Source organism: Micromonospora sp. NPDC047740 (genome assembly GCF_043204735.1).
Lineage (GTDB): Bacteria > Actinomycetota > Actinomycetes > Mycobacteriales > Micromonosporaceae > Micromonospora.
This window is the reverse complement of sequence record NZ_JBIDCT010000037.1, coordinates 1-18,617: the sequence shown is the minus strand read 5'-3', so window position 1 is coordinate 18,617 and position 18,617 is coordinate 1. Positions and strand designations below refer to the sequence as shown.

The 18,617-nt window shown below is 69.3% G+C and carries 16 protein-coding genes; 6 read left to right on the top strand and 10 right to left on the bottom strand.

The window, feature by feature from the left end; genetic code table 11:
• Nucleotides 1-24: 24 nt before the first annotated feature.
• From ACGF4F_RS36440 to ACGF4F_RS36405, 8 genes are all read right to left on the bottom strand, one after another.
• Nucleotides 25-1,488 (bottom strand): FGGY-family carbohydrate kinase, encoded by a 1,464-nt coding sequence (locus tag ACGF4F_RS36440; RefSeq protein WP_393084904.1) that lies wholly within the window; start codon nucleotides 1,486-1,488, stop codon nucleotides 25-27.
• Entirely contained in the window at nucleotides 1,488-3,107 is a 1,620-nt protein-coding gene (locus ACGF4F_RS36435; RefSeq protein WP_357446818.1) for a fucose isomerase, read from the bottom strand. The genes ACGF4F_RS36440 and ACGF4F_RS36435 overlap by 1 nt, the downstream gene beginning before the upstream one ends.
• Complete coding sequence (locus ACGF4F_RS36430; RefSeq protein ID WP_393084901.1) at nucleotides 3,104-4,114, bottom strand: ketose-bisphosphate aldolase; 1,011 nt, start codon at nucleotides 4,112-4,114, stop codon at nucleotides 3,104-3,106. The genes ACGF4F_RS36435 and ACGF4F_RS36430 overlap by 4 nt, the downstream gene beginning before the upstream one ends.
• A gap of 13 nt (nucleotides 4,115-4,127) precedes the next feature.
• Nucleotides 4,128-4,763, bottom strand: coding sequence for a class II aldolase/adducin family protein (locus ACGF4F_RS36425; RefSeq protein ID WP_393084898.1), 636 nt, complete (start codon nucleotides 4,761-4,763; stop codon nucleotides 4,128-4,130).
• Complete coding sequence (locus ACGF4F_RS36420; RefSeq protein WP_393084895.1) at nucleotides 4,760-6,232, bottom strand: L-fuculokinase; 1,473 nt, start codon at nucleotides 6,230-6,232, stop codon at nucleotides 4,760-4,762. Before ACGF4F_RS36420 ends, ACGF4F_RS36425 begins: the two co-directional genes overlap by 4 nt.
• Nucleotides 6,229-7,119 carry a carbohydrate ABC transporter permease gene (locus ACGF4F_RS36415; RefSeq protein WP_393084892.1) on the bottom strand — a complete coding sequence of 297 codons (891 nt, stop codon included), beginning with the start codon at nucleotides 7,117-7,119 and terminating at the stop codon, nucleotides 6,229-6,231. The genes ACGF4F_RS36420 and ACGF4F_RS36415 overlap by 4 nt, the downstream gene beginning before the upstream one ends.
• Entirely contained in the window at nucleotides 7,116-8,027 is a 912-nt protein-coding gene (locus tag ACGF4F_RS36410; RefSeq protein WP_073836037.1) for a carbohydrate ABC transporter permease, read from the bottom strand. Before ACGF4F_RS36410 ends, ACGF4F_RS36415 begins: the two co-directional genes overlap by 4 nt.
• 73 nt (nucleotides 8,028-8,100) lie before the next feature.
• Nucleotides 8,101-9,426 carry an extracellular solute-binding protein gene (locus ACGF4F_RS36405; RefSeq protein ID WP_357446806.1) on the bottom strand — a complete coding sequence of 442 codons (1,326 nt, stop codon included), beginning with the start codon at nucleotides 9,424-9,426 and terminating at the stop codon, nucleotides 8,101-8,103.
• 277 nt (nucleotides 9,427-9,703) lie between these two features.
• On the opposite strand from ACGF4F_RS36405, the gene ACGF4F_RS36400 reads away from it, so the two are divergent.
• Nucleotides 9,704-10,777: a LacI family DNA-binding transcriptional regulator gene (locus ACGF4F_RS36400; protein ID WP_393084888.1), complete on the top strand. Its 1,074-nt coding sequence runs from the start codon at nucleotides 9,704-9,706 to the stop codon at nucleotides 10,775-10,777.
• A 27-nt stretch (nucleotides 10,778-10,804) separates the two neighbouring features.
• Here the strand turns inward: ACGF4F_RS36400 and bla are convergent, their stop codons facing one another.
• Entirely contained in the window at nucleotides 10,805-11,731 is a 927-nt protein-coding gene (gene bla / locus ACGF4F_RS36395) for a class A beta-lactamase (protein ID WP_393084885.1), read from the bottom strand.
• A gap of 281 nt (nucleotides 11,732-12,012) precedes the next feature.
• Here bla and ACGF4F_RS36390 point away from each other — a divergent pair, with 281 nt between their 5' ends.
• Both ACGF4F_RS36390 and ACGF4F_RS36385 read left to right on the top strand, forming a co-directional pair.
• Nucleotides 12,013-13,902 (top strand): CocE/NonD family hydrolase, encoded by a 1,890-nt coding sequence (locus ACGF4F_RS36390; RefSeq protein ID WP_393084882.1) that lies wholly within the window; start codon nucleotides 12,013-12,015, stop codon nucleotides 13,900-13,902.
• A gap of 208 nt (nucleotides 13,903-14,110) precedes the next feature.
• Nucleotides 14,111-14,833 (top strand): VOC family protein, encoded by a 723-nt coding sequence (locus ACGF4F_RS36385; protein WP_393084879.1) that lies wholly within the window; start codon nucleotides 14,111-14,113, stop codon nucleotides 14,831-14,833.
• On the opposite strand, the gene ACGF4F_RS36380 is transcribed toward ACGF4F_RS36385, so the two are convergent.
• Complete coding sequence (locus ACGF4F_RS36380) at nucleotides 14,772-15,689, bottom strand: LysR substrate-binding domain-containing protein (RefSeq protein ID WP_393084876.1); 918 nt, start codon at nucleotides 15,687-15,689, stop codon at nucleotides 14,772-14,774. The two genes, ACGF4F_RS36385 and ACGF4F_RS36380, sit on opposite strands and share 62 nt — an antisense overlap.
• A gap of 176 nt (nucleotides 15,690-15,865) precedes the next feature.
• Here ACGF4F_RS36380 and ACGF4F_RS36375 point away from each other — a divergent pair, with 176 nt between their 5' ends.
• The 3 genes from ACGF4F_RS36375 to ACGF4F_RS36365 form a co-directional block, all read left to right on the top strand.
• On the top strand, nucleotides 15,866-17,125 hold the full coding sequence (locus ACGF4F_RS36375; RefSeq protein ID WP_357446788.1) for an aspartate aminotransferase family protein: 1,260 nt from the start codon (nucleotides 15,866-15,868) through the stop codon (nucleotides 17,123-17,125).
• A 202-nt stretch (nucleotides 17,126-17,327) separates the two neighbouring features.
• Nucleotides 17,328-17,540, top strand: a complete 213-nt coding sequence (locus ACGF4F_RS36370) for a hemerythrin domain-containing protein (RefSeq protein ID WP_357446785.1) — start codon at nucleotides 17,328-17,330, stop codon at nucleotides 17,538-17,540.
• A 156-nt stretch (nucleotides 17,541-17,696) separates the two neighbouring features.
• Nucleotides 17,697-18,617 (top strand): hypothetical protein (locus ACGF4F_RS36365; RefSeq protein WP_393084873.1); only part of this gene is annotated, 921 nt, incomplete at its 3' end.

Sequence of the window (18,617 nt, the reverse complement as noted above, 5' to 3'; positions counted from 1 at the left end):
GCGCAGGTAGCGGGCTACGAGTCGTCACGGTCCGGAGAGCCGATGCACGATCGGTGTGGTGGACTCGTACAGCGCCAGGTAGTCGGCGAAGAGGGCGTCGTACCGGTCACGGTGTCGGGGGTCCGGCTCGATCGAACGGACCATCGGGTTCCATGCTGCGGTGTCGGATGCCGCCCCGGTCGCGGCCGCGGCCAGCATCGCGTCGCCGTACGCCGCCCCGGTCGTCTCCCGGGGAAGCTCCTGCACCAGGCCGGTCACGTCGCTGACGATCTGCGTCCACAGGTCGCCGGTGGTCCCGCCACCGACCGGTACGACCCGCGCCGGCACCGCCCCGGCCTCGCGCATTGCCGCGATGTTGTGTCGCACCCCGTACGCGACCCCCTCCAGCGCCGCCCGGTACAGGTGGCCTCGGCCGTGGCCGAGGGTCAGTCCCGCCACCACGCCCCGCGCCCGGGGGTCGAAGATCGGCGTACGCTCCCCGGCCAGGTAGGGCAGCATCAGCAGTCCGTCGCTGCCGGGCGCGACCGCGGTCGCCTCCTTGGTCAAGGCGGCGTAGTCCGCGCCGGTCAGGTCGGCCAGCCAGCCGGTGACCGACCCGGCGGTGGCCATCCCGGCGGCGAGGCAGTTCACCCCGGGACGTAGGCCGACGGTGGGCCACAGCCGGCTGCTGGTCAGCGGCCGGTCGGTCATCGCGACCAGGAACATGGTGCTGCCGTACATCAGCATGAGGTCGCCGGGCGCGCGGACGGCGACGCTCTCCGCCTCAGCCCAGGCGTCGATGGTGCCGGCGGTCACCGGCAGACCGGCGGGCAGGCCGGTCAGCCGGGCGGCCTCGGTGGTGACCCGGCCGGCCACCTCGTTCGCCCAGCGCAGCGGAGGGCGCCGGACGTGCGGCGCGATCTCGTCCCACCAGGCGGCGTCCCAGTCGCCGGCCCGCTGGTCGTAGAGCGGGCTCACCTGGCTCGCCGAGTGGTGGTCGAGCAGGTACTCGCCGGTGAGCCGGTGCACCAGGAAGGAGCTGGCCATGAACATCATTCGAGTTCGGGAAAAGATCTCCGGCTCGTGCCGGGCGAGCCAGTACAGCTTCGGCCCGATCGCCTGGGAGGTGAGGATCGACCCGCGGCGCACGATCTCCGCCGCGCCCCACCGGTCGGTGAGCAGGCCAATCTCCTCCTCGGCCCGGGTGTCGATGCCGTAGAGGACGGCTGGGCGCAGCGGCCTGCCGGCCTCGTCGGCGGGCAGCAGGCACGGTCCGATGCCGCTGACCCCCAGGCCGGCCGGGCGCATGTCGGGATCGGCGGTCACTTCGACGATCACCTGCCGGAAGTCGTCCCACCAGACCGACTCCGGATCGTGCTCGTACCAGCCGGGTCGCGGGCTGCTCAGGCCGTGCGCGACCTGCGCACGGGCCACGACCCGGCCGTCCGCGGTGACGGCGACGCCTTTGGTGCTCGCGGTGCCGACGTCGACGCCGAGGAAGACGTCCATCAGAGCAGCGGGACGTTGTCGGGCCGGCTACCGCAGAGGTTGACTCGCATGCCCAGCTGGTGCGCGGTCAACGCCTTCGCGGCGAGCAGTTCGTCGGCTCCGGCCGCGTCGGTGGCGTAGCTGACCTGGATGTGGTTCGACCGGTGCCGGGCCATGAACTGGTCCCGGGTGACGCCGTGCAGCACAGCGTGCATGATCGGCCACTCCCGGGTGGTCGCCGCCCACCGCCGTTCGGTCTCCGCCGCGGGTAGCTCCACCACGGTGGCCCGGCCGAGGTCCATGTGCAGCTCGCCGCCCTCGACGAAGATCCGCGACCAGACCAGCTCGCCGGGCTTGGCCACGCCCCGCACCGTGCCCCCACCGAGCCGGAAATAAAGCGGTGGCTGGCGCATCGAGTCGGTGCCCGCGTACCCGCCGATGTGGTGCTCGGGCGGCACCGCGCCGGAGATCTCGAAGACCCAGACGAAGTCGTCCACCGTGCCGCTGGCGTCGTGGTCGCCCCACCGCACGTCGTGCAGGGTGGTCTCCACCGGCTGCCCGAGCGCGCCGGCCAGCCGGGTGGTGAGCAGGGCGTCCAGGCCGGCGCACTCGTCGACCTCGTTGAAGTGGGTGATCGGGGCGCCGTCGCGGATGACCGCACCGTCGTCCCCGGTGACCGGCGGGCGGTCGGCGTTGTTCAGCAGGCCCTCTGCCAGGTCGGAAGCGGGGAGGACGTCGGCGAGACCGAGCTGGTACTGGATGCCGATGATGTCGCACCGGAACCGGTCCGCGATCCGGGCCGCGGCGGCGTACATCCGCAACTGGAGCAGGACCTGCTCGCGGGTGAGCTCGGTGGCCTCGTCGGTGCCGAAGTGGAAGGTCATGCCCCGGTCGGTCAGCCACCGCAGGGCGGCCACCGCCTCGTCCTCGCTCGCCCGCATGGTCTCGGCGTACAGGGCCGACTGGGACAGCCGCTCCTTGAAGACGTTGAGCGGGAAGAGCAGCTCGTCAGGGATGATCGCGTTGTACATGCCCATGCAGCCCTCGTCGAAGACGCCGAGGATGGCGCCCTCTCGGCGCAGTCGGCCGAGGACGTCGTCGGCGGCCTGACGGGCGCGGCCGTCCACGATGGACGCGTCGAACGGCGTGACGTGGCTGAGGTCGTGCTGGATGCCGCCCTTGGTCAGCCATTCGTCGAGGCGGGCGTTGAACCAGTCGTCGGTGAAGGTGCGGCTCCACAGGGTCTCGAACGGCCGCCCGGCCTTGGCCAGCGAGGCGTTGAGGTTGAGCAGGCCGACCAGGCCGGGCCACTCCCCTTCCCAGTTGGCCACGGTGAGGATCGGGCCGCGGTGGCGCAGCAGCCCGCCGAGGACCTGCTGGGAGAACATCCACACACCTTCGGCCATGACCACCGGGGCGTCCGGCGGCAGCGCGCCGAGCACCGCGAGGCCCTGCGCCTGGCTGGCGATGAAGCCGTGCCCCTCCGGCGTGTCCGCCGGGTGCGCCCGTTCCAGGGTGACGCCCCGCTTCCGGAACGCCTCCGTGAGGAGGGCCTCGAACCGCTGTTGGGCGGGCCAGCAGAGCTGGTTGGCGGACAGCCGCTGGTCGCCGTTGGCGACGAGGTACGCGTGCTCGATCATGACGTCTCCAGGGTGTAGCGACGGGCCATCTCGGCGAGAGGTACGGGCTGGTAGTCGTCGGCGTGGCCGGCCTGCCCGAAGAGGCGCATCCGCTCGGCGACCATCCGCCGCATCGCCTCGCGGCCGGGGCGCAGGTAGTACGCCGGATCGACGTTCAGCCGGTCCGTGCCCAGCGCCTGCCGCGCCGCCCCGGTGAAGGCCAGGTGCGAGTCCATGCCCTGGTTGATCTTGCGGACGCCCATGGTGATGGACCGGACCTTCTCCGCGTCCGGCACGCCCCAGGACTCGGGCAGGCCGGCGCCGTACCGGTTGTTCTGCTCCCGCAGCTGAGCGGGCAGCGACGACGAGCCGTGCATGACCAGGTGGGTCTGCGGCACCAAGCTGCTGATCTTTTCGATCAGCGTCATCTGCAGCACGGACCCGTCCGGGGGTGCGTCGAACTTGTAGGCGCCGTGCGAGGTGCCGATCGCCACGGCGAGGGCGTCCACGCCGGTCGCCGTCACGAATTCCCTGGCCTGGTCGGGGTCGGCGAGCACGATCGGCGCCCGGGATCCGTCGGTCTTGGAGCCGCCGATCGTCCCCAGCTCGCCCTCGACGGAGACCCCGTGGCGGTGGGCCTCCGCCACCACCTCGGTGGTCACCGCGAGGTTCTCGGCGAACGAGGACGGGGTGCCGTCGGCGCGGAGGCTGCCGTCGATCATGACGCTGGTGAAGCCGTTGTCCATCGCTCGCCGGCAGGTGGCGGGGTCCGGGCCGTGGTCCAGGTGCAGCACCACGGGCAGCTGCGGGTAGCCGTCGATCAGGTGATGCAGCGCCGACCAGAACCGCTCGTCGCCGCCGTGGGCGGTGACGCCGGCCAGCGAGGCGAGGATGACCGGCGACGACGTCTCGGTGGCGGCGTCGAGGACCGCCTCGGCCTGCAGCACGTCGCTGACGTTGAACGCGCCGAGGGCGTACCCGCCGCGCCGCGCCTCGTCCAGCGCCTGTCGGAGAGTGACCAGTGGCATGGGGTGCCCTTCCTCAGAGCGACGTGGTGATGCCGAGCGAGTGGTAGTCCAGGACGATCGGCTTGTCGGTCAACGCCCGGGCGTGCAGCAGCACCTTGGCGGCGCTCTCCACCGCGACGGTGGTCTTGAACGCGTCCCGCAGGTTGTCGCCCACCGTGAGCAGCCCGTGGTTCGCCCAGACCACGGCGTTCAGGTCCCCCATCACGTCGCACATCGCGTCGCCGAACTCGGTGCGGTTGCTGAGGGCGAACGGCATGATCGGGACATCGCCCTTGGTGTAGATGACCATGTTGACCAGGGCACCGGTGATCGGCTGGCCGGCCACCCCGAAGACGTTGGCGAAGACCGGCTCGGTGTGCACGATCGCGTTCACGTCCGGCCGCCGGCGGTAGACCGCCAGGTGCACGGTCACCTCGGAGGACGGCTGGTGCGGCCCCTCGATGACGTTGGCGTCGGCGTCCACCACCACCATGTCGTCGGCCGTCATCCGGTCGTACTCCAGGTCGGTCGGGGTGATCAGGAAGCGGTCCGTGCCGGGCAGCCGGACGCTGATGTTGCCCTGGGTGTTGAAGTTGAGGCCGTAGCGCATGGACAGCAGGCAGTAGTCCAGCACGTCCTGCTTGGTCTGCTGCAGGTCGAACTCGGTCACCGGATCTCCTTCGGATCGGAAAAACTACGGTCGTGCGGGATGAGGGTCGGATAGAGGTCACGGAACCGGCGCGACTGCGCGGCGTACCACTGGGCCGTGCCGGGGTCGGGGTGGGCGACCGGCAGGCAGGCCGGTGCGGGCAGCTCGGCGAGCGACGAATAGCGGCCGATGCCGGCGCCGGCCTGCAGGGCCGCGCCGCGGGCGGCCGCGTGCCCGGGTACCGGGGTCAGCGCAAGGCCGGCGGCGGAGGCGCGGATGGCCAGCGTCCGGTGGCTGCGGGCGCCACCGCCGACGGCGTGTACGGCGCCGATCGTGACGCCCCGCGCGGTGAGCGCGTCGGCGATCTTGCGCAGCTCGAACGCGGACGACTCGAGGAAGGCGCGGGCGAGTTGCTCCCGGGTGGTCTCGAGGGTGAGCCCAACGACGGCGCCACGGGCCCTCGGGTCGTTGTCGAGCGTCCCGGATCCGGCGAAGTACGGCAGCACCAGCACCTGCGGCGGCTCGGGCGACGCCGCCTCGAAGAGGGCGTCGCGCTCGGTCGGCCCGGCGAGGCCGGCCAGCGTGGCGAACCAGTCCAGCGCCCAACCGCCTGCGGCGGTGCCGGCCAGGGTGAGCCAGCGACCCTCACCCATCGGGTACGACGCCAGGCCGGTGCCGACGAGCCCGCCGGGACGTACGGGTGATCCGACGGTCAGGCAGTCGCTGGATCCGAAGGAGAACACGGCCGCCGAGCCGAACCGCCCCCCGCCGCCGAGGAACGACGATGCCTGGTCGTGCGATCCGACCACGAGCGGCAGGCCGGCCGGCAGTCCCGTGGCGCCGGCCGCCTCGGCGCTGAGCTTGCCGATCATGGTGCCCGGTGGCACCACCTCGGGCAGCAGGGCGACCGGGACGCCGGTGGCGGCGAGCAGCTCGGTTGACCAGACGCCGCGGTCGACGTCGAAGCCGCCGGTACGGGCCGCCATACTGGTGTCCAGCGCCGGCCGCGCGCCGAGCCGGGCGGCGACGTAGTCGCCCAGGCAGCGGTAGCCGCGCACGTCCGGACCGGTCCAGCCGGGAATCTTGTAGACGGAGAACATCGGGTGCGGCGGCTGGCCGGTGATCCGCTGCACCTCGCCGGCGCCCAGCTCCGCGGCGACCTGGTCGGCCAGGCCGGCACCGCGCCGGTCCATGCTCACCGGCGCCGGAGCGAGAGCCTTGCCCTCGGCGTCGACCGGCAGGACCGCCTCGCCCTGCACGCTGAACGAGATCGCCTCCGGCGGGTCGGCGGCCACCGCGTCGCGGGCGGCGACGTCGGCGAGCAGCGCGGTGGCCGCGGCAAGCACCTCGTCGGCGTCGGTCTCCACGATGCCGGGCGCCGGCCGGTGCAGGGTGGTCGCGCGGGCCGCGCCGGCGATCTCGACGCCGGCCGCCGAGATCGCCACCACCCGTACGCCGCTGGTGCCCAGGTCGACACCGAGCAGGCTCATTTGATCGCCCCGGACAGGCCGTTGACCAGGTGGCGCTGGACCAGCAGGAAGACCACCACGATCGGGATCGAGATGAGTACCAGGATCGCGAACAGCGCGCCCGGCTGGCTGAGGAAGGTGCCGCGGTAGGCCAGCGGGATCAGGGTCAGTGGCTTGAGCGTGTTGTCCTCGAGGGTGACCAGCGGCAGCAGGAAGTCGTTCCAGGACGACATGGACTGCCAGATCGCCACGACGGCCAGGGCGGGCCGGCTCAGCGGCAGGTAGACCTTCCAGTAGACGGAGAACTTGCTGGCGCCGTCCAGCATGGCCGCCTCGTACAGCTCGTTCGGCACCGCGAGGAACGACGTGCGGATGATGATGACCGCGAACGGCAGGCCCAGCGCGGTGTAGACGAGCACCAGGCCGGCCAGGTTGTTGTACAGGCCCATGGCCTGAAGGATCTTGAAGGTGGCCACCACGATGCTCGACATCGGCAGGATCAGCGCCAGGGTCAGCGCCCCGAAGATCACCGCCTTGAGCGGTACGCGCAGCCGCGCCAGCGCGAACGCGGTCATGGAGCCGAACAGGATGACCAGCAGCACCGACGGGACGGTGACCAGCAGGCTGTTCACCAGGTTCCGCAGGATCGGATTGTTCGTCCAGATCTGCACGTAGTTGCCCAGCGACGGCTCCTGCGGGAACAGCCCGAGGGCGGTGGTGCCCGGGTTCGAGGTGGGCAGCAACGAGAGGCCGACGACCATGACGAGCGGGATCAGCCAGAGCACGGCCAGCGGGGCGAGAACGGCGTGTGACCAGTGTGGAAGGCGGCGTCGGTGCGGCCGGACCGGTCCGGAGTCGGCTCGTGCCGGGGCGCCGGTCGCCGGGATGGCCTTGTGGTCAGTGGTCATTTCTCGTCTCCGGTGAGGAAGCCCGATCCGAACGCCCGCACCATCGACAGCGAGCTGATCACCGCGATCAGCAGCAGGACCGCGCTGATGGTCGAGGCGTACCCGACGCTCTGCAGTTGGAAGGCCTGCTTGAAGGTGTAGGTGGGGAGCATCTCGGAGGCGTGGTTGGGTCCGCCCTCGGTGAGGACGTAGACGAGTTCGAAGGTTTTCAGCGAGCCGATGATGCCGAGCAGCAGCAGGGACAGGTGGGTCTGCCGGAGCAGCGGCCAGATGATGCTGCGGATCGTGCGCCAGGTGCCAGCACCGTCGATCTTGGCGGCGGCCAGCACGCTGCTGTCGATGAGCTGGAGGCCGGCGAGGTAGAACAGCATGGAGAAGCCGGTCCACATCCACACGTTGACGACGATCGCGGCGAAGATGGCGGTCTTCGGGTCGGCGAGGTAGCCGTGCACCAGGAAGTCGAGCCCGGTGGCCCGGCCCAGCTTGGCGACCACGCCGTTGAACGGGTCGAAGATGCGCTGCCAGACGATGCCCACCACGACCGGGGAGAGCACGGCGGGGATGAAGAAGATCGCCCGGTAGATCGCCCGGCCGCGCAGCTTCTCGTTGAGCAGCATGGCCAGGAAGAACCCGATGAGGGCCTGCGGGATGATGGTGAGCAGGATCCACCAGCCGGAGTTCTTCAGGGTGGTCAGGAAGATCGGATCCTGGAAGAGCCGGGTGTAGTTGCCGAGACCGACGAATCTGCCCGGGTTCACCCCGTCCCAGTCGAGGCTGCTGGCCTGGAAGTTGTAGACGATCGGGTAGATGACGAAGATCCCGAACAGCACGATGGCCGGCAGCAGGAAGAGGGTTCCGGCAAGCCACTCCCGGGGAGCGGTGTGCTTCTGAACGGTGTGGTCACTCATTGGTCAGCTCCGTGGCCGGATGAGGGTGTGGGCCGCACACCCTCATCCGCCTGGTTCGGGCGGCCTGGGCCGCTCAGCCGTTGACCTTCTGCTGTTCCGCCTGCACCTTCGCGGCGGCCGCCTGGGGCGTCAGCTCACCCGTGGCGATGCCGGACAGTGCGTCCCCGAGCGCGGTGTCCATCTGCGGGGTCTTCAGGTAGCGGGAGTACTTCACCTGCGGCATCCAGTCCGAGGTCAGGGTCGTCCAGATCTGCTTCTGCTTGTCGCTGGTGAACTTCTCCGGGTTGAGGCCGGTCACCGCGGGCAGGTCGTTGAACGTGTTGATCAGCTTCTGGGCGCCCGCGCCGGCGATCCAGTCGGTGAGCACCTTGCACGCCAGGTCGGGGTTCTTGGTGTTCTTGGCGATGCCCAGCGAGACGTCGATGCCGCCGACGAGCTGCGGCTGGGCGGCGCCGCCCGGGATGGTCGGGAACAGGAACGGCTGGTAGCCGGACATGCCCTCGGACAGCGGTGGCAGGCCGGTCTTGGTCGGGTCGGACTGCTGGATCCACCAGGCGCCGAGCGGGATCATCGCCGCGTTGCCCGCCTCGAACTGGTTCGCGCCGGTCGGGTAGGCGTCCAGGCCGATCGCGCCCTTCTGGGCGATGCCGTCGGTGAAGAGCTTGCCCCAGTAGTCGAACGCCTCGACGAGCTTGGGGTTGGTCCACGAGTCGGAGCCGTCCTCGGCCTTGTAGACCAGGCCCGGCTCGATGTTGTTGGCGATCTGCAGGAAGACGACGTTGCGCAGCCAGCTGTCCTTGGCGGGCAGCATGAACGGCGCGTACTCCCCGCCCTTGAGCTGGTTGACCGTCGCCTTGAGCTGGTCCCAGGTCTGCGGGATCTGGGCGTGCTTCTCGTCGAAGATCTTGGTGTTGGCCCAGAGGTTCACGGTCTGCACGAGCAGCGGGAGCGTGTAGAAGTTCTCGTCGCCGGCCGGGTTGCCCATCCGGGCCTGCTCGATGCCGATCGGATAGAACTTCTTCTGCCAGTCGGCGCCCCACGTCTTCTGGGCGCAGTCCTGCAACGGCATGAGGTTGGCCCGGTACTGCTGGGTGAGCGCGCCGGGCTGAAGGCCGACGATGTCGGGCATCGTGTTGGACGCGGCCCGGGTCTGCAGGTCGACCAGGTACTCGGGGTAGTTGAAGATGGTCGCGTCGATCTTCGCATCCGGGTTCGCCTGCTTGAACGCCGCGATCATCTGCTGGGTGGTCTGTTCGATCGGACTCCACGACCGGAAGGTCAGGGATCCCGACCCGCCGCTGGTGGACTGGTTGTCACTGGCACCGCCGGCGCATGCGGCGAGCCCGAGGGTGAGCGCTGTCGCCGCAGCAACGGCGCCAAGTTTTCTTTGCCGCTTCACTGTCAGGTCCTTCCCACGGACGGGGCCGGAGGCGGCCCGTGGATGTAGACGATTACATGAGCTGTGCCACAGGCACAACCCCCTCTTGTGCTGGACTTTTACACGTGGCCTTAACAGCCCCTTCACGGCTCAGCAATCTTTCACGCCTTGCCGACCCGCTTCTTGCCACGGAAATCTGTAATCGATTACATTCCGCTCGTGGCTCATCGACCGCCGCCCGCGCGACGGGTAACCTGTGCTCACCTCACCACCGGAACGCCACCGCGAAGGGCCCGCCTTGACCACCATCCGTGACGTGGCCCGGCTCGCCCAGGTGTCCACTGCAACCGTGTCGCGCGTGTTCGCCTCCGACACCGCCGTGCGACCGGACACCGCCGAACGCGTCCGTCGCGCCGCACGGGAACTCGGCTACGTGCCGAACTCGCTGGCCCGATCCCTGCGCCAGCAGACCTCGGCCACCTGGGCGCTGATCATCGCGGACATCGAGAACCCGTTCCTCACCCAGGTCACCCGCGGCGTGGAGGACGTAGCCCAGTCGGCCGGGTACTCGTTGCTGCTGTGCAACACGGACGAGAACCCGGAGAAGGAAGAGGGTTACCTCAGCATCGCCGCGCAGTACCGGGTATCCGGCGTGCTGATCACGCCGACGTCGGCAACCAGCCGGGTCGACCGGCTGCTGTCCCGAGGCCTGCCGGTCATCACCATGGACCGGCCGTTACGGCAAGACCTGGCAGTGGACACGGTCCTGATCGACTCACGTCGCGCAGCCCGAACGGCGGTCGACCGCATGATCGCCCACGGCCACCGCCGGATCGCCTGCATCACCGGACCGCAGCGCGTCTTCACCGCCAGCGAACGGGTGCTCGGCTACCGAGAAGCCTTACAGGACGCCGGATTGCCGATCGACGAGAACCTCATCCGCTACGCCGCCTTCAACGAGCACGGCGGCCGCCAGGCCGCGGACGCCCTGCTGGAAACGGCGGACGTCGAGGCCATCCTGGTGGCCAACAGCATGATGGCCGTCGGCGTCCTACGCATACTGCGCGACCGGCGACTCACCCCCGGCCAGGACGTCGAGCTGGTGGTCTTCGACGACGCGCCATGGACCGGGCTACTCACGCCAGCGATCTCGGTCATCCACCAGCCCGCGTACGAGCTGGGCCAGGCGGCCGGCAAGCTGCTGCTCGAGCGGCTGCGCTCCCCCGGCCAGCCAGCCCGAACGGTGATGCTGAACGCCACCCTGCCGGCGGACGGCGAGGCACCACTGCCCCGCGTGCGCCGACCCGACCTGGCCACCACCGATCCGGTCACCTCCGCGATCCTGACCCGATCCGCCCACCTCAACCCGTAACCTCAGCCGGCATCCGACGCGCTGCGTCTACCGGCGCAGGGCCTCGACCGTCAGCTTCGCCGCCTGGGCGATCAGCTTGTCGTCGTACTCCGCGTCCTTCTCGTCGCGACTGGAGAGGACCGCGAGCGCGATGGGGGCGCCGTCGGGAGGCCAGATCACCGCGATGTCGTTGCGGGTGCCGTACCCGCCGGAGCCGGTCTTGTCGCCAACCTGCCAGCCGGCCGGGACGCCGGCCCGGATGAGCTTGTCCCCGGTCGTGTTCCCCTTGAGCCACCCGGTCAGCACCGCACGGTCCTCGGCGGAGAGCGCGTCGCCGAGGACGTACGCCCGTAGATCGGTGGCGAGGGCCCGAGGCGTGCTCGTGTCGCGCCGGTCCCCGGGGGCCGCCTCGTTGAGATCGGTCTCGATCCGCTCCGGGTCGGTGACCTGGTCGCCGAGGTCGCGCAGCGCCCGCTCGAAGCCGGCCGGGCCGCCGAGCCGCTTCAGCAGCAGGTTGGCGGCAGTGTTGTCGCTGTATCGAACGGCGGCGTCGCCCAGCTCGCGCAGGGTCATCCCCGCCCCCACATGCCGCTCGGTGATCGGCGAGTGGGCCACCAGATCGGCCCGCGCGTAGCGGACCACCTGATTCAGCTCGGCGGTTGAGGCCGCGTCCAGCATCGCCGCGGCCGCGAGCGCCTTGAAGGTCGAGGCGTAGCCGAACCGTTCGTCGGCGCGATGCTCGACGGTACGACCGGTGCCGGTGTCGATGGCGTAGACGCCGAGCCGAGCGTCGAACTCCGCTTCGAGCCGGGCGAAATCCGGCATGACCAAAGACAGCGGGGAGGTGGCGACCGGGCTCGATGGGGGGCTCGACGGGGAGGGCATCGGCGCGTCGGCTGCCGAGCACGCGGTGAGCGGGGCGAGCGCGAGCGTGGCGGCGAACGTCGCGGCGGCCCGACAGGGCGCAGGAACCATGACCAGTTACTCCTTTCGTCGGTCGACGCCAGGCGGCCGGCGACGAGCGGATGCGACGTCGGCGCCACGGTGCCAGCAGCGACATGCCGTCGGCGTACGGCCGACGATAACGATGCCGGCGATGACCGACGCGTGTCTCGGCAGATGTCTATGCGGCGCGCCAAGGACTTCGTGCATCTGCTTGATGACGACCAATCGGCCCTTTTCGTAGCGTCCCCGTAGTGGTCGAGTCGGCGCCGCCGAGTGAGCGCTGCCGCGCGGGCCGGATGTGGAGGGAAGCCATGAGGGCGATCGTTTCGGTCGGCGCAGCGATGGCGATGCTAGCCGTGACGGCGCCGGCGATGGCCGCCGAGCGGGTCGAGGCGCCGACGATCGTGGTGAAGGACGGAGTCACCCAGCCGGAGTTCGGCTACGCCGACGCGATCCGCGAGCGGATCTGGGTCGACACCGACTTCGACAGCGACCGGGACGGCACCAAGGATGTCATCCGTGTCGATCTCATTCGGCCGGCGGTCAGCGAGCAGGGCCTGAAGGTGCCGGTCATCATCGACGACAGCCCGTACTACGCGACGTTGGGGCGCGGCAACGAGTCCGAACTCAAGGCCGACCTCGATGGTGATGGCCTGCTCGACCGCTGGCCGTTGTTCTACGACAACTACTTCGTGCCCCGTGGCTACGCGGTCGCACTCGTCGACATGCCCGGCACGGCCGGTTCCACCGGCTGCCCGACGATCCAGGGCGCGAACGAGAACGCCTCCGGTCCGGCAGTCATCGACTGGCTCAACGGCCGCCGCAGCGGGCACGACTCCCACGGCAATCCGGTCGTGGTCGACTGGCACAACGGCAAGTCCGCGATGATCGGAAAGTCGTACGACGGGTCGCTGGCGATGGCCGCGGCGGCGTCCGGCGTCAGCGGCCTGTCCACGGTCGTTCCAATCTCCGGGCCGTACAACTACTACGACTACACGCGTACCAGCGGCATCGTCACGCGTGGCAACAACTACCTGGGGTCGCTCGCCCGGACCATCACGGCTGACGACCCGGCGCGTCAATCCAGGTGCGCGCCGGTCTGGAATGAGATAGGGGCCAACGACGGCGACGAGCACGGCGACTACACGCCGTTCTGGCACGAGCGGAACTACCTGGACGACGCCGCGAACATCAGCGCCAGCGTGTTCCTCGTCCACGGCATTCAGGACGACAACGTCCGGCCCGACCACTTCAGCAAGTTCTGGGAAGCGCTGAAGACGCACGACGTCCCGCGCAAGCTGTGGGTCGGCCGCGTTGGTCACATCGACCCGTTCGACTTCCGTCGGGACGTGTGGGTCGACACGCTGCACCGCTGGTTCGACTACTGGCTTCAGGGGATCGACAACGGCATCGTGAACGAGCCGAAGGTCGACGTGGAACCGTCCGTCGGCGTCTGGGAGCAGCACGCCGACTGGCCGATCCCCCGCACCGGGAACGTCAACATGTGGCTGCGCCCCGGCACCGACAGCGCCGGAGGGCTCGCACTCACCCCGGCCGCGGGCGCGCCGACCACCCGTTCGTTCGTCGACAACCCCAACCAACTCGAAGCGGCGATGATCGACAACCCGAACCAGCCGGCAGAGAACCGTCTGGCCTTCCTGTCCCCGCCGCTCGAGGAGGACCTACGTATCTCGGGCACCCCCGTGATCAACCTGACCGCATCGTCGAGCCTCGACGCGGCCTACTTCGGCGCGATCCTGGTCGAATATGGGCCGAGCACGCAGAACAGCCGAACCGGCGACGGAGTCCTCCAGACGACGCTGCCTGAGGAGTGCTACGGCGAGTCGAGCCCAGCCGACGACGGGTGCTACCGGCCCGTCGCGTACCGGCCGGCCAACGTCACCCAATGGCGGGTGACCAAGGGGATCCTCGACGGGCAGAACCGCAACTCCGTGGCGGTGGCCGAGCCCATGACACCGGGCCAGACGTACGACATCAGTATTCCGCTGCTGCCGGAAGACTACGTCTTCTCCGCCGGCAACCGGATCGGCGTCATCATTGTCGGCAGCTACCGCAGTTACTCAGCTGAGCGGCTCACCTCGCGGCCGACCATCACGGTCGACACCAAGGTGAGTCACCTCGCCCTGCCGGTGTTCGGCGGTCAGCAGGCCGCTCGCCGAGCCGGGATCCCGCTTCGCTAGGGCGGTGTCCACCAGCGCTCGCCGCCGACCTTGCGCCAGCAGGCGGAAGGTCGGCGGCGAACTCGTCGACACGACGTGCGTACGCGCCCGCTGACGCAAATCTCTTTGCGTGGCAGGACCCCGAGCGCCTAGCGTTGCTTCCCTCACGAGCAGGGAAGGCGTGCCCTGTCTGCGGCTTTGAGTCATCAGATCGGAGGTGCGGAGCGGAATGACCTGTCACCTCGTCGCGCTCTGCTTCGATGCGAACGACCCGCTCCGTCTCGCGCGCTTCTGGGCCGGCGTCCTAGGTTGGGAGTTGGCCGACGACCCCCAGGACGGCATCGCGCTCCTGCCGAGCGATGACACCGGGTTCCGGCTCCGATTTCTTCCGAGCCAGGAGCAGAAGGCCGGCCAGAACCAGGTCCACTTCGATCTGACCAGCGCCTCCCTCGAGGACCAGCAGCAGACGGTGGCGAGGTCACTCGAACTCGGCGCCCGGCACATCGACATCGGGCAGGGCCCGGAGGCCGACCATGTGGTGCTCGCCGACCCCGAAGGCAACGAGTTCTGCGTCATCGAGCCGGGCAACAACTTCCTCGCCGACTGCGGATTCATCGGAGCGCTTTCCTGCGACGGTTCGCAGGAGGTCGGGTACTTCTGGAGCGAGGCGCTGGGCTGGCCGTTGGTCTGGGATCAGAACCAGGAGACCGCGGTCCGCTCGCCGCACGGCGGCCCCAAGATCACCTGGGGTGGTCCGCCACTGATGCCGAAGACCGGGAAGAACCGGCTGCACTTCGACCTCGCTCCACCCGCCCACGGTGATCAGCAAGCGGAGGTCGACCGTCTCGTCTCCCTCGGGGCGACACGCATCGACATCGGCCAGGGCGAGGTCAGCTGGGTGGTCCTGGCCGATCCCGACGGCCACGAGTTCTGTGTGCTGACCCCGCGATAACGAGGTCGCATAGTTCGTCCAGCACAATTTGGCTCGCCGCGGTGAGAGCTGATCGGCTGCGAACGGCCGCGTAGACGTGGCGGGTCAACGGTCGGCGCAGCGGGCGGGTCGCGACGTGGTAGCGACGGTCCACGGCAAGCTCGGGCAGGAGCGACACGGACAGGCCGGCCTCGACGTGCGCCAGAAGCAGGTCGTAGCTGGCAAAGCGGCCAGCCACGACCGGCTCGAAGCCCGCCTGCCGGCAGGTGCTCGTCACCAGGTTCGACAGGTACGTGCCGGGCATGTCGATGGACCAGGCGGCGTCGGCGAAGTCGGTCAGGTCCGCCGGTGCCTCCGACGCAACCTGCGACTGCGGCAACACGAGCACGATGGCGTCGGTAAGCAGGGGGATGGTGTGCACGTCCGGGTGCAGCGGCATGGACCCGTCGATGAAGTCCGCGGTCACGATGATGTCGTAGTCGCCGCGGCGCAGGGCCGGATGGCTGGCCTGTGGGTCGAGTTCGGCGACCTCAAGCTCGATCCTTGGATGCGCCTTCCGGAGCCGCGCGGCGAGCGGAATGACGACGGCCCGGATGGCGCTGGAGAAGGCCGCGAGGCGTACCGGCCCGGTTGGTTGTCCGGACTGGCCCTGTAAGTCCACCTCAGCGGCCTTGATCTGGTCGAGGATGATGCGGGCGTGCCGGGCGAGCGTGCGCCCAGCAGGCGTGAGTTGGACCCGGCGGCCGGTGCGCCGCAGGAGTTCGGCGTGGGCCTCCGCCTCCAGTACCGCCAACTGCGCTGACACTGCCGACGGACTCATGTGCAGGGCCGCGGCGACGGCCCGCATGGTGCCGAGGCCGTCCAGCAGGCTGAGCATCTCCAGGCGTGCTGTGTTCAGCCGCATCGGAAACCCCCTGTGCGCGAATTCCGCACAGCATAGCCAGAAACCTCAGCTTTTCCCGCATAAGGAACGGTCCTATCGTGAGGCGTATGACGCTGACTACCGAGCAGAGTGCCGCCGAACGGTTCTGGTCTGACGCCGACCGCCATCTGGTGCGCTACGGCGCCGCGTTCACACCCGAGATCATCGAGCGCGCGGCCGGTAGCTTCGTGTACACCGCCGACGGCCGGCAGATCCTGGACTTCACCTCGGGTCAGATGAGCGCCATTCTGGGGCACTGTCATCCCGCGATCGTGCAAACGGTGCAGCGGGAAATCGCGAGCCTGGACCACCTGTTCAGCGGCATGCTGTCGCGCCCGGTCGTCGACCTCGCCCGCCGGCTCGCCGAGTCCCTCCCCCCGCCACTGGAGAAGGCGCTGCTGCTGACGACCGGCGCCGAGTCGAACGAGGCGGCCATCCGGATGGCCAAGCTCGTAACGGGCAAACACGAGGTCGTCGCCTTCGCCAAGTCGTGGCACGGCATGACGCACGCCGCAGCCGCCGCAACCTACAGCGCCGGCCATCGCGGCTACGGGCCTACCCCGCCGGGAAACTTCGCGATCCCCACGCCCAACCCGTACCGCCCCGACTTCACCACCTCGGACGGGGAGCTGGACTGGCAGCGGCAGCTCGACTTCGGGTTCGCCCTCGTCGATGCCCAGTCCTCGGGGAGTCTCGCCGCGTGCATCGTCGAGCCGATCCTCAGCTCTGGCGGCATCATCGAGCCACCGCCGGGCTACTTCGCCGCCCTGGCGCGCAAGTGCCGCGAGCGCGGCATGCTGCTGATCGTCGACGAGGCGCAGACCGGTCTGTGCCGCACCGGCACGTGGTACGCCTTCCAACGTGACGGCATCGTGCCGGACATCCTCACGCTGTCCAAGACGCTGGGCGCCGGCCTGCCGCTCGCCGCGGTGATCACGACCGAAGAGATCGAACAACGGGCCCACGAGCGGGGTTACCTCTTCTACACCACACACGTGTCCGACCCCCTCGTCGCCGCCGTCGGCAACACCGTGCTCGACGTCCTCCAGCAGGAGCAGATGGACGTACGGGCACGGGAGCTCGGCGAATTCCTGCGCGCCGGCCTGATTGACATCAGAGACCGGCACGACGTGGTGGGAGACGTACGGGGGCGTGGCCTGATGCAGGGGATCGAACTCGTCCTCGACCGGGAGACGCGAGAAGGCTCGGACGTCCTCGGCGCCCACGTCACCCGCCGCTGCCTCGAGCTCGGCCTCCACATGAACGTCGTGCAGCTGCCCGGCATGGGAAGCACCTTCCGGATCGCGCCACCCCTCACCACGACGCGCGAGGAACTGGCCCTCGGTCTGGAAATCCTCGACCAGGCGATCGGAGAGGCAGCGCCGGCCTGACCGGTCGCGTCACCCGCAGTCGCGGGAGCAGGCAGTAGCTGCCTCTCCATGCCAACCGCTACGCGCGCCGGCACGACCCGGGTGCCTGGAGTCGTCGCCCGGGCGGACGCCAGAGGCCGTCGCGGCATGACGATTTGTCTGCATGATGCTTTTGGCCCGGTCTAGGCTCGGAGTCGCCACCATGAGCCGCCGAGGGAGTCACATGCCGAGCGACGCTATCGACCTGCTCATCGAGGACCACCGCGAAATACGCAAGCTGTTCAAGGACTTCCAGGACACGGGTGCGGACGCGAACCGGAAGAAGCAGCTGGTCAGCCAGATCCTGGAAGCACTGACCATGCACACCTACATCGAGAACGAGTGCATGTACCCGGAGACCCGCAGGCTAACCGATTTGATTATCGATGATCAGTGATCATAGATTGGCCTGTGTGGAACGTTTTCCGCTTTCCAGGGCCGGGAAGCGTGTCGGTGTTCACCCTGTGGCGTATCACGTTTGGGTTGGCTCGGGGAGGGTTCCGGTGGTGTGGGTCGGCGGTAGGGCCGGTTTTTGTGGATCGGTGTTGAGTCGGTGAGCGGGAAGCTGCGGCTGGCCGAGGATAAGGCGGCCCGGACCGCGTGCGCCCGCGCCTTGCTGCGCACCGGCGTGGACGAGGCAACCGGTGAGGTCCTGTCTGCGGCGGTGTTGGCGCGGCGGGTCGGTTGGTGTGCTGATCTGGTGGCGGGCATGGCAGCCGCGCTGATCGGCGAGCATTGGAACAGCGTGGATGTGGGGGTGTTGGCGGCCGGGGTGGATGCGGGTGGACGGAGGTTGCCGTCGCACGCGTGGACGGCACTGCGGCGGCTGGGCTGGACGGTGACCGCGCCGGAGGGTGTGAGGGTCAATGACCGGATCGTACGGATGGCGCAGGAGCAGGCAGGGCGTGCTCTGCGGTCGGTGAAGTGGCGCGCCGAGGTGACCGCCGGGGTCCTGGCGGCCTGGCCGGCCGATCCGCGCAAGCGCACCCCGGCCGAGTGGGATCAGGTGCGGGCCTCGATCCCCGGCGGCGAGTATCTGCCGTCGAACATCATCAAGGGCCGCACCCGGCAGGTCGTCACGTTCGCCAAGGTCAACGGTCGGCTGCCGGTGGACGTGTTCGAACTCGAAGGCGTCCCGAGAATCGGGCGGATGTTGCTGTTGGCCGCGTGTGATCGGCAGCAGGCCATCATCGAGCGCAGCGACACCGACCCGACGAGAGCGCTGCTGCGCTTGCAGCTTCCCTTACGACCGGATCCGCGAGGGTATCGGGACTGGACGTGGGTCGAGTGCCGGATCACGCTGCCGTCCACGGTTCCCGCCTCGGCGGTGCTGCACCTGCCCACCCTCCACGTCACCGACGGGACGGTGCGCGCCGACATGGCATACACGCATGCCGTGCCGAAGGCCCGGGCCACCGGTCACACCGTGGCGCTTGGCGTGGACTGGGGCCTCAACACCCTCCTCAGCGCCGGT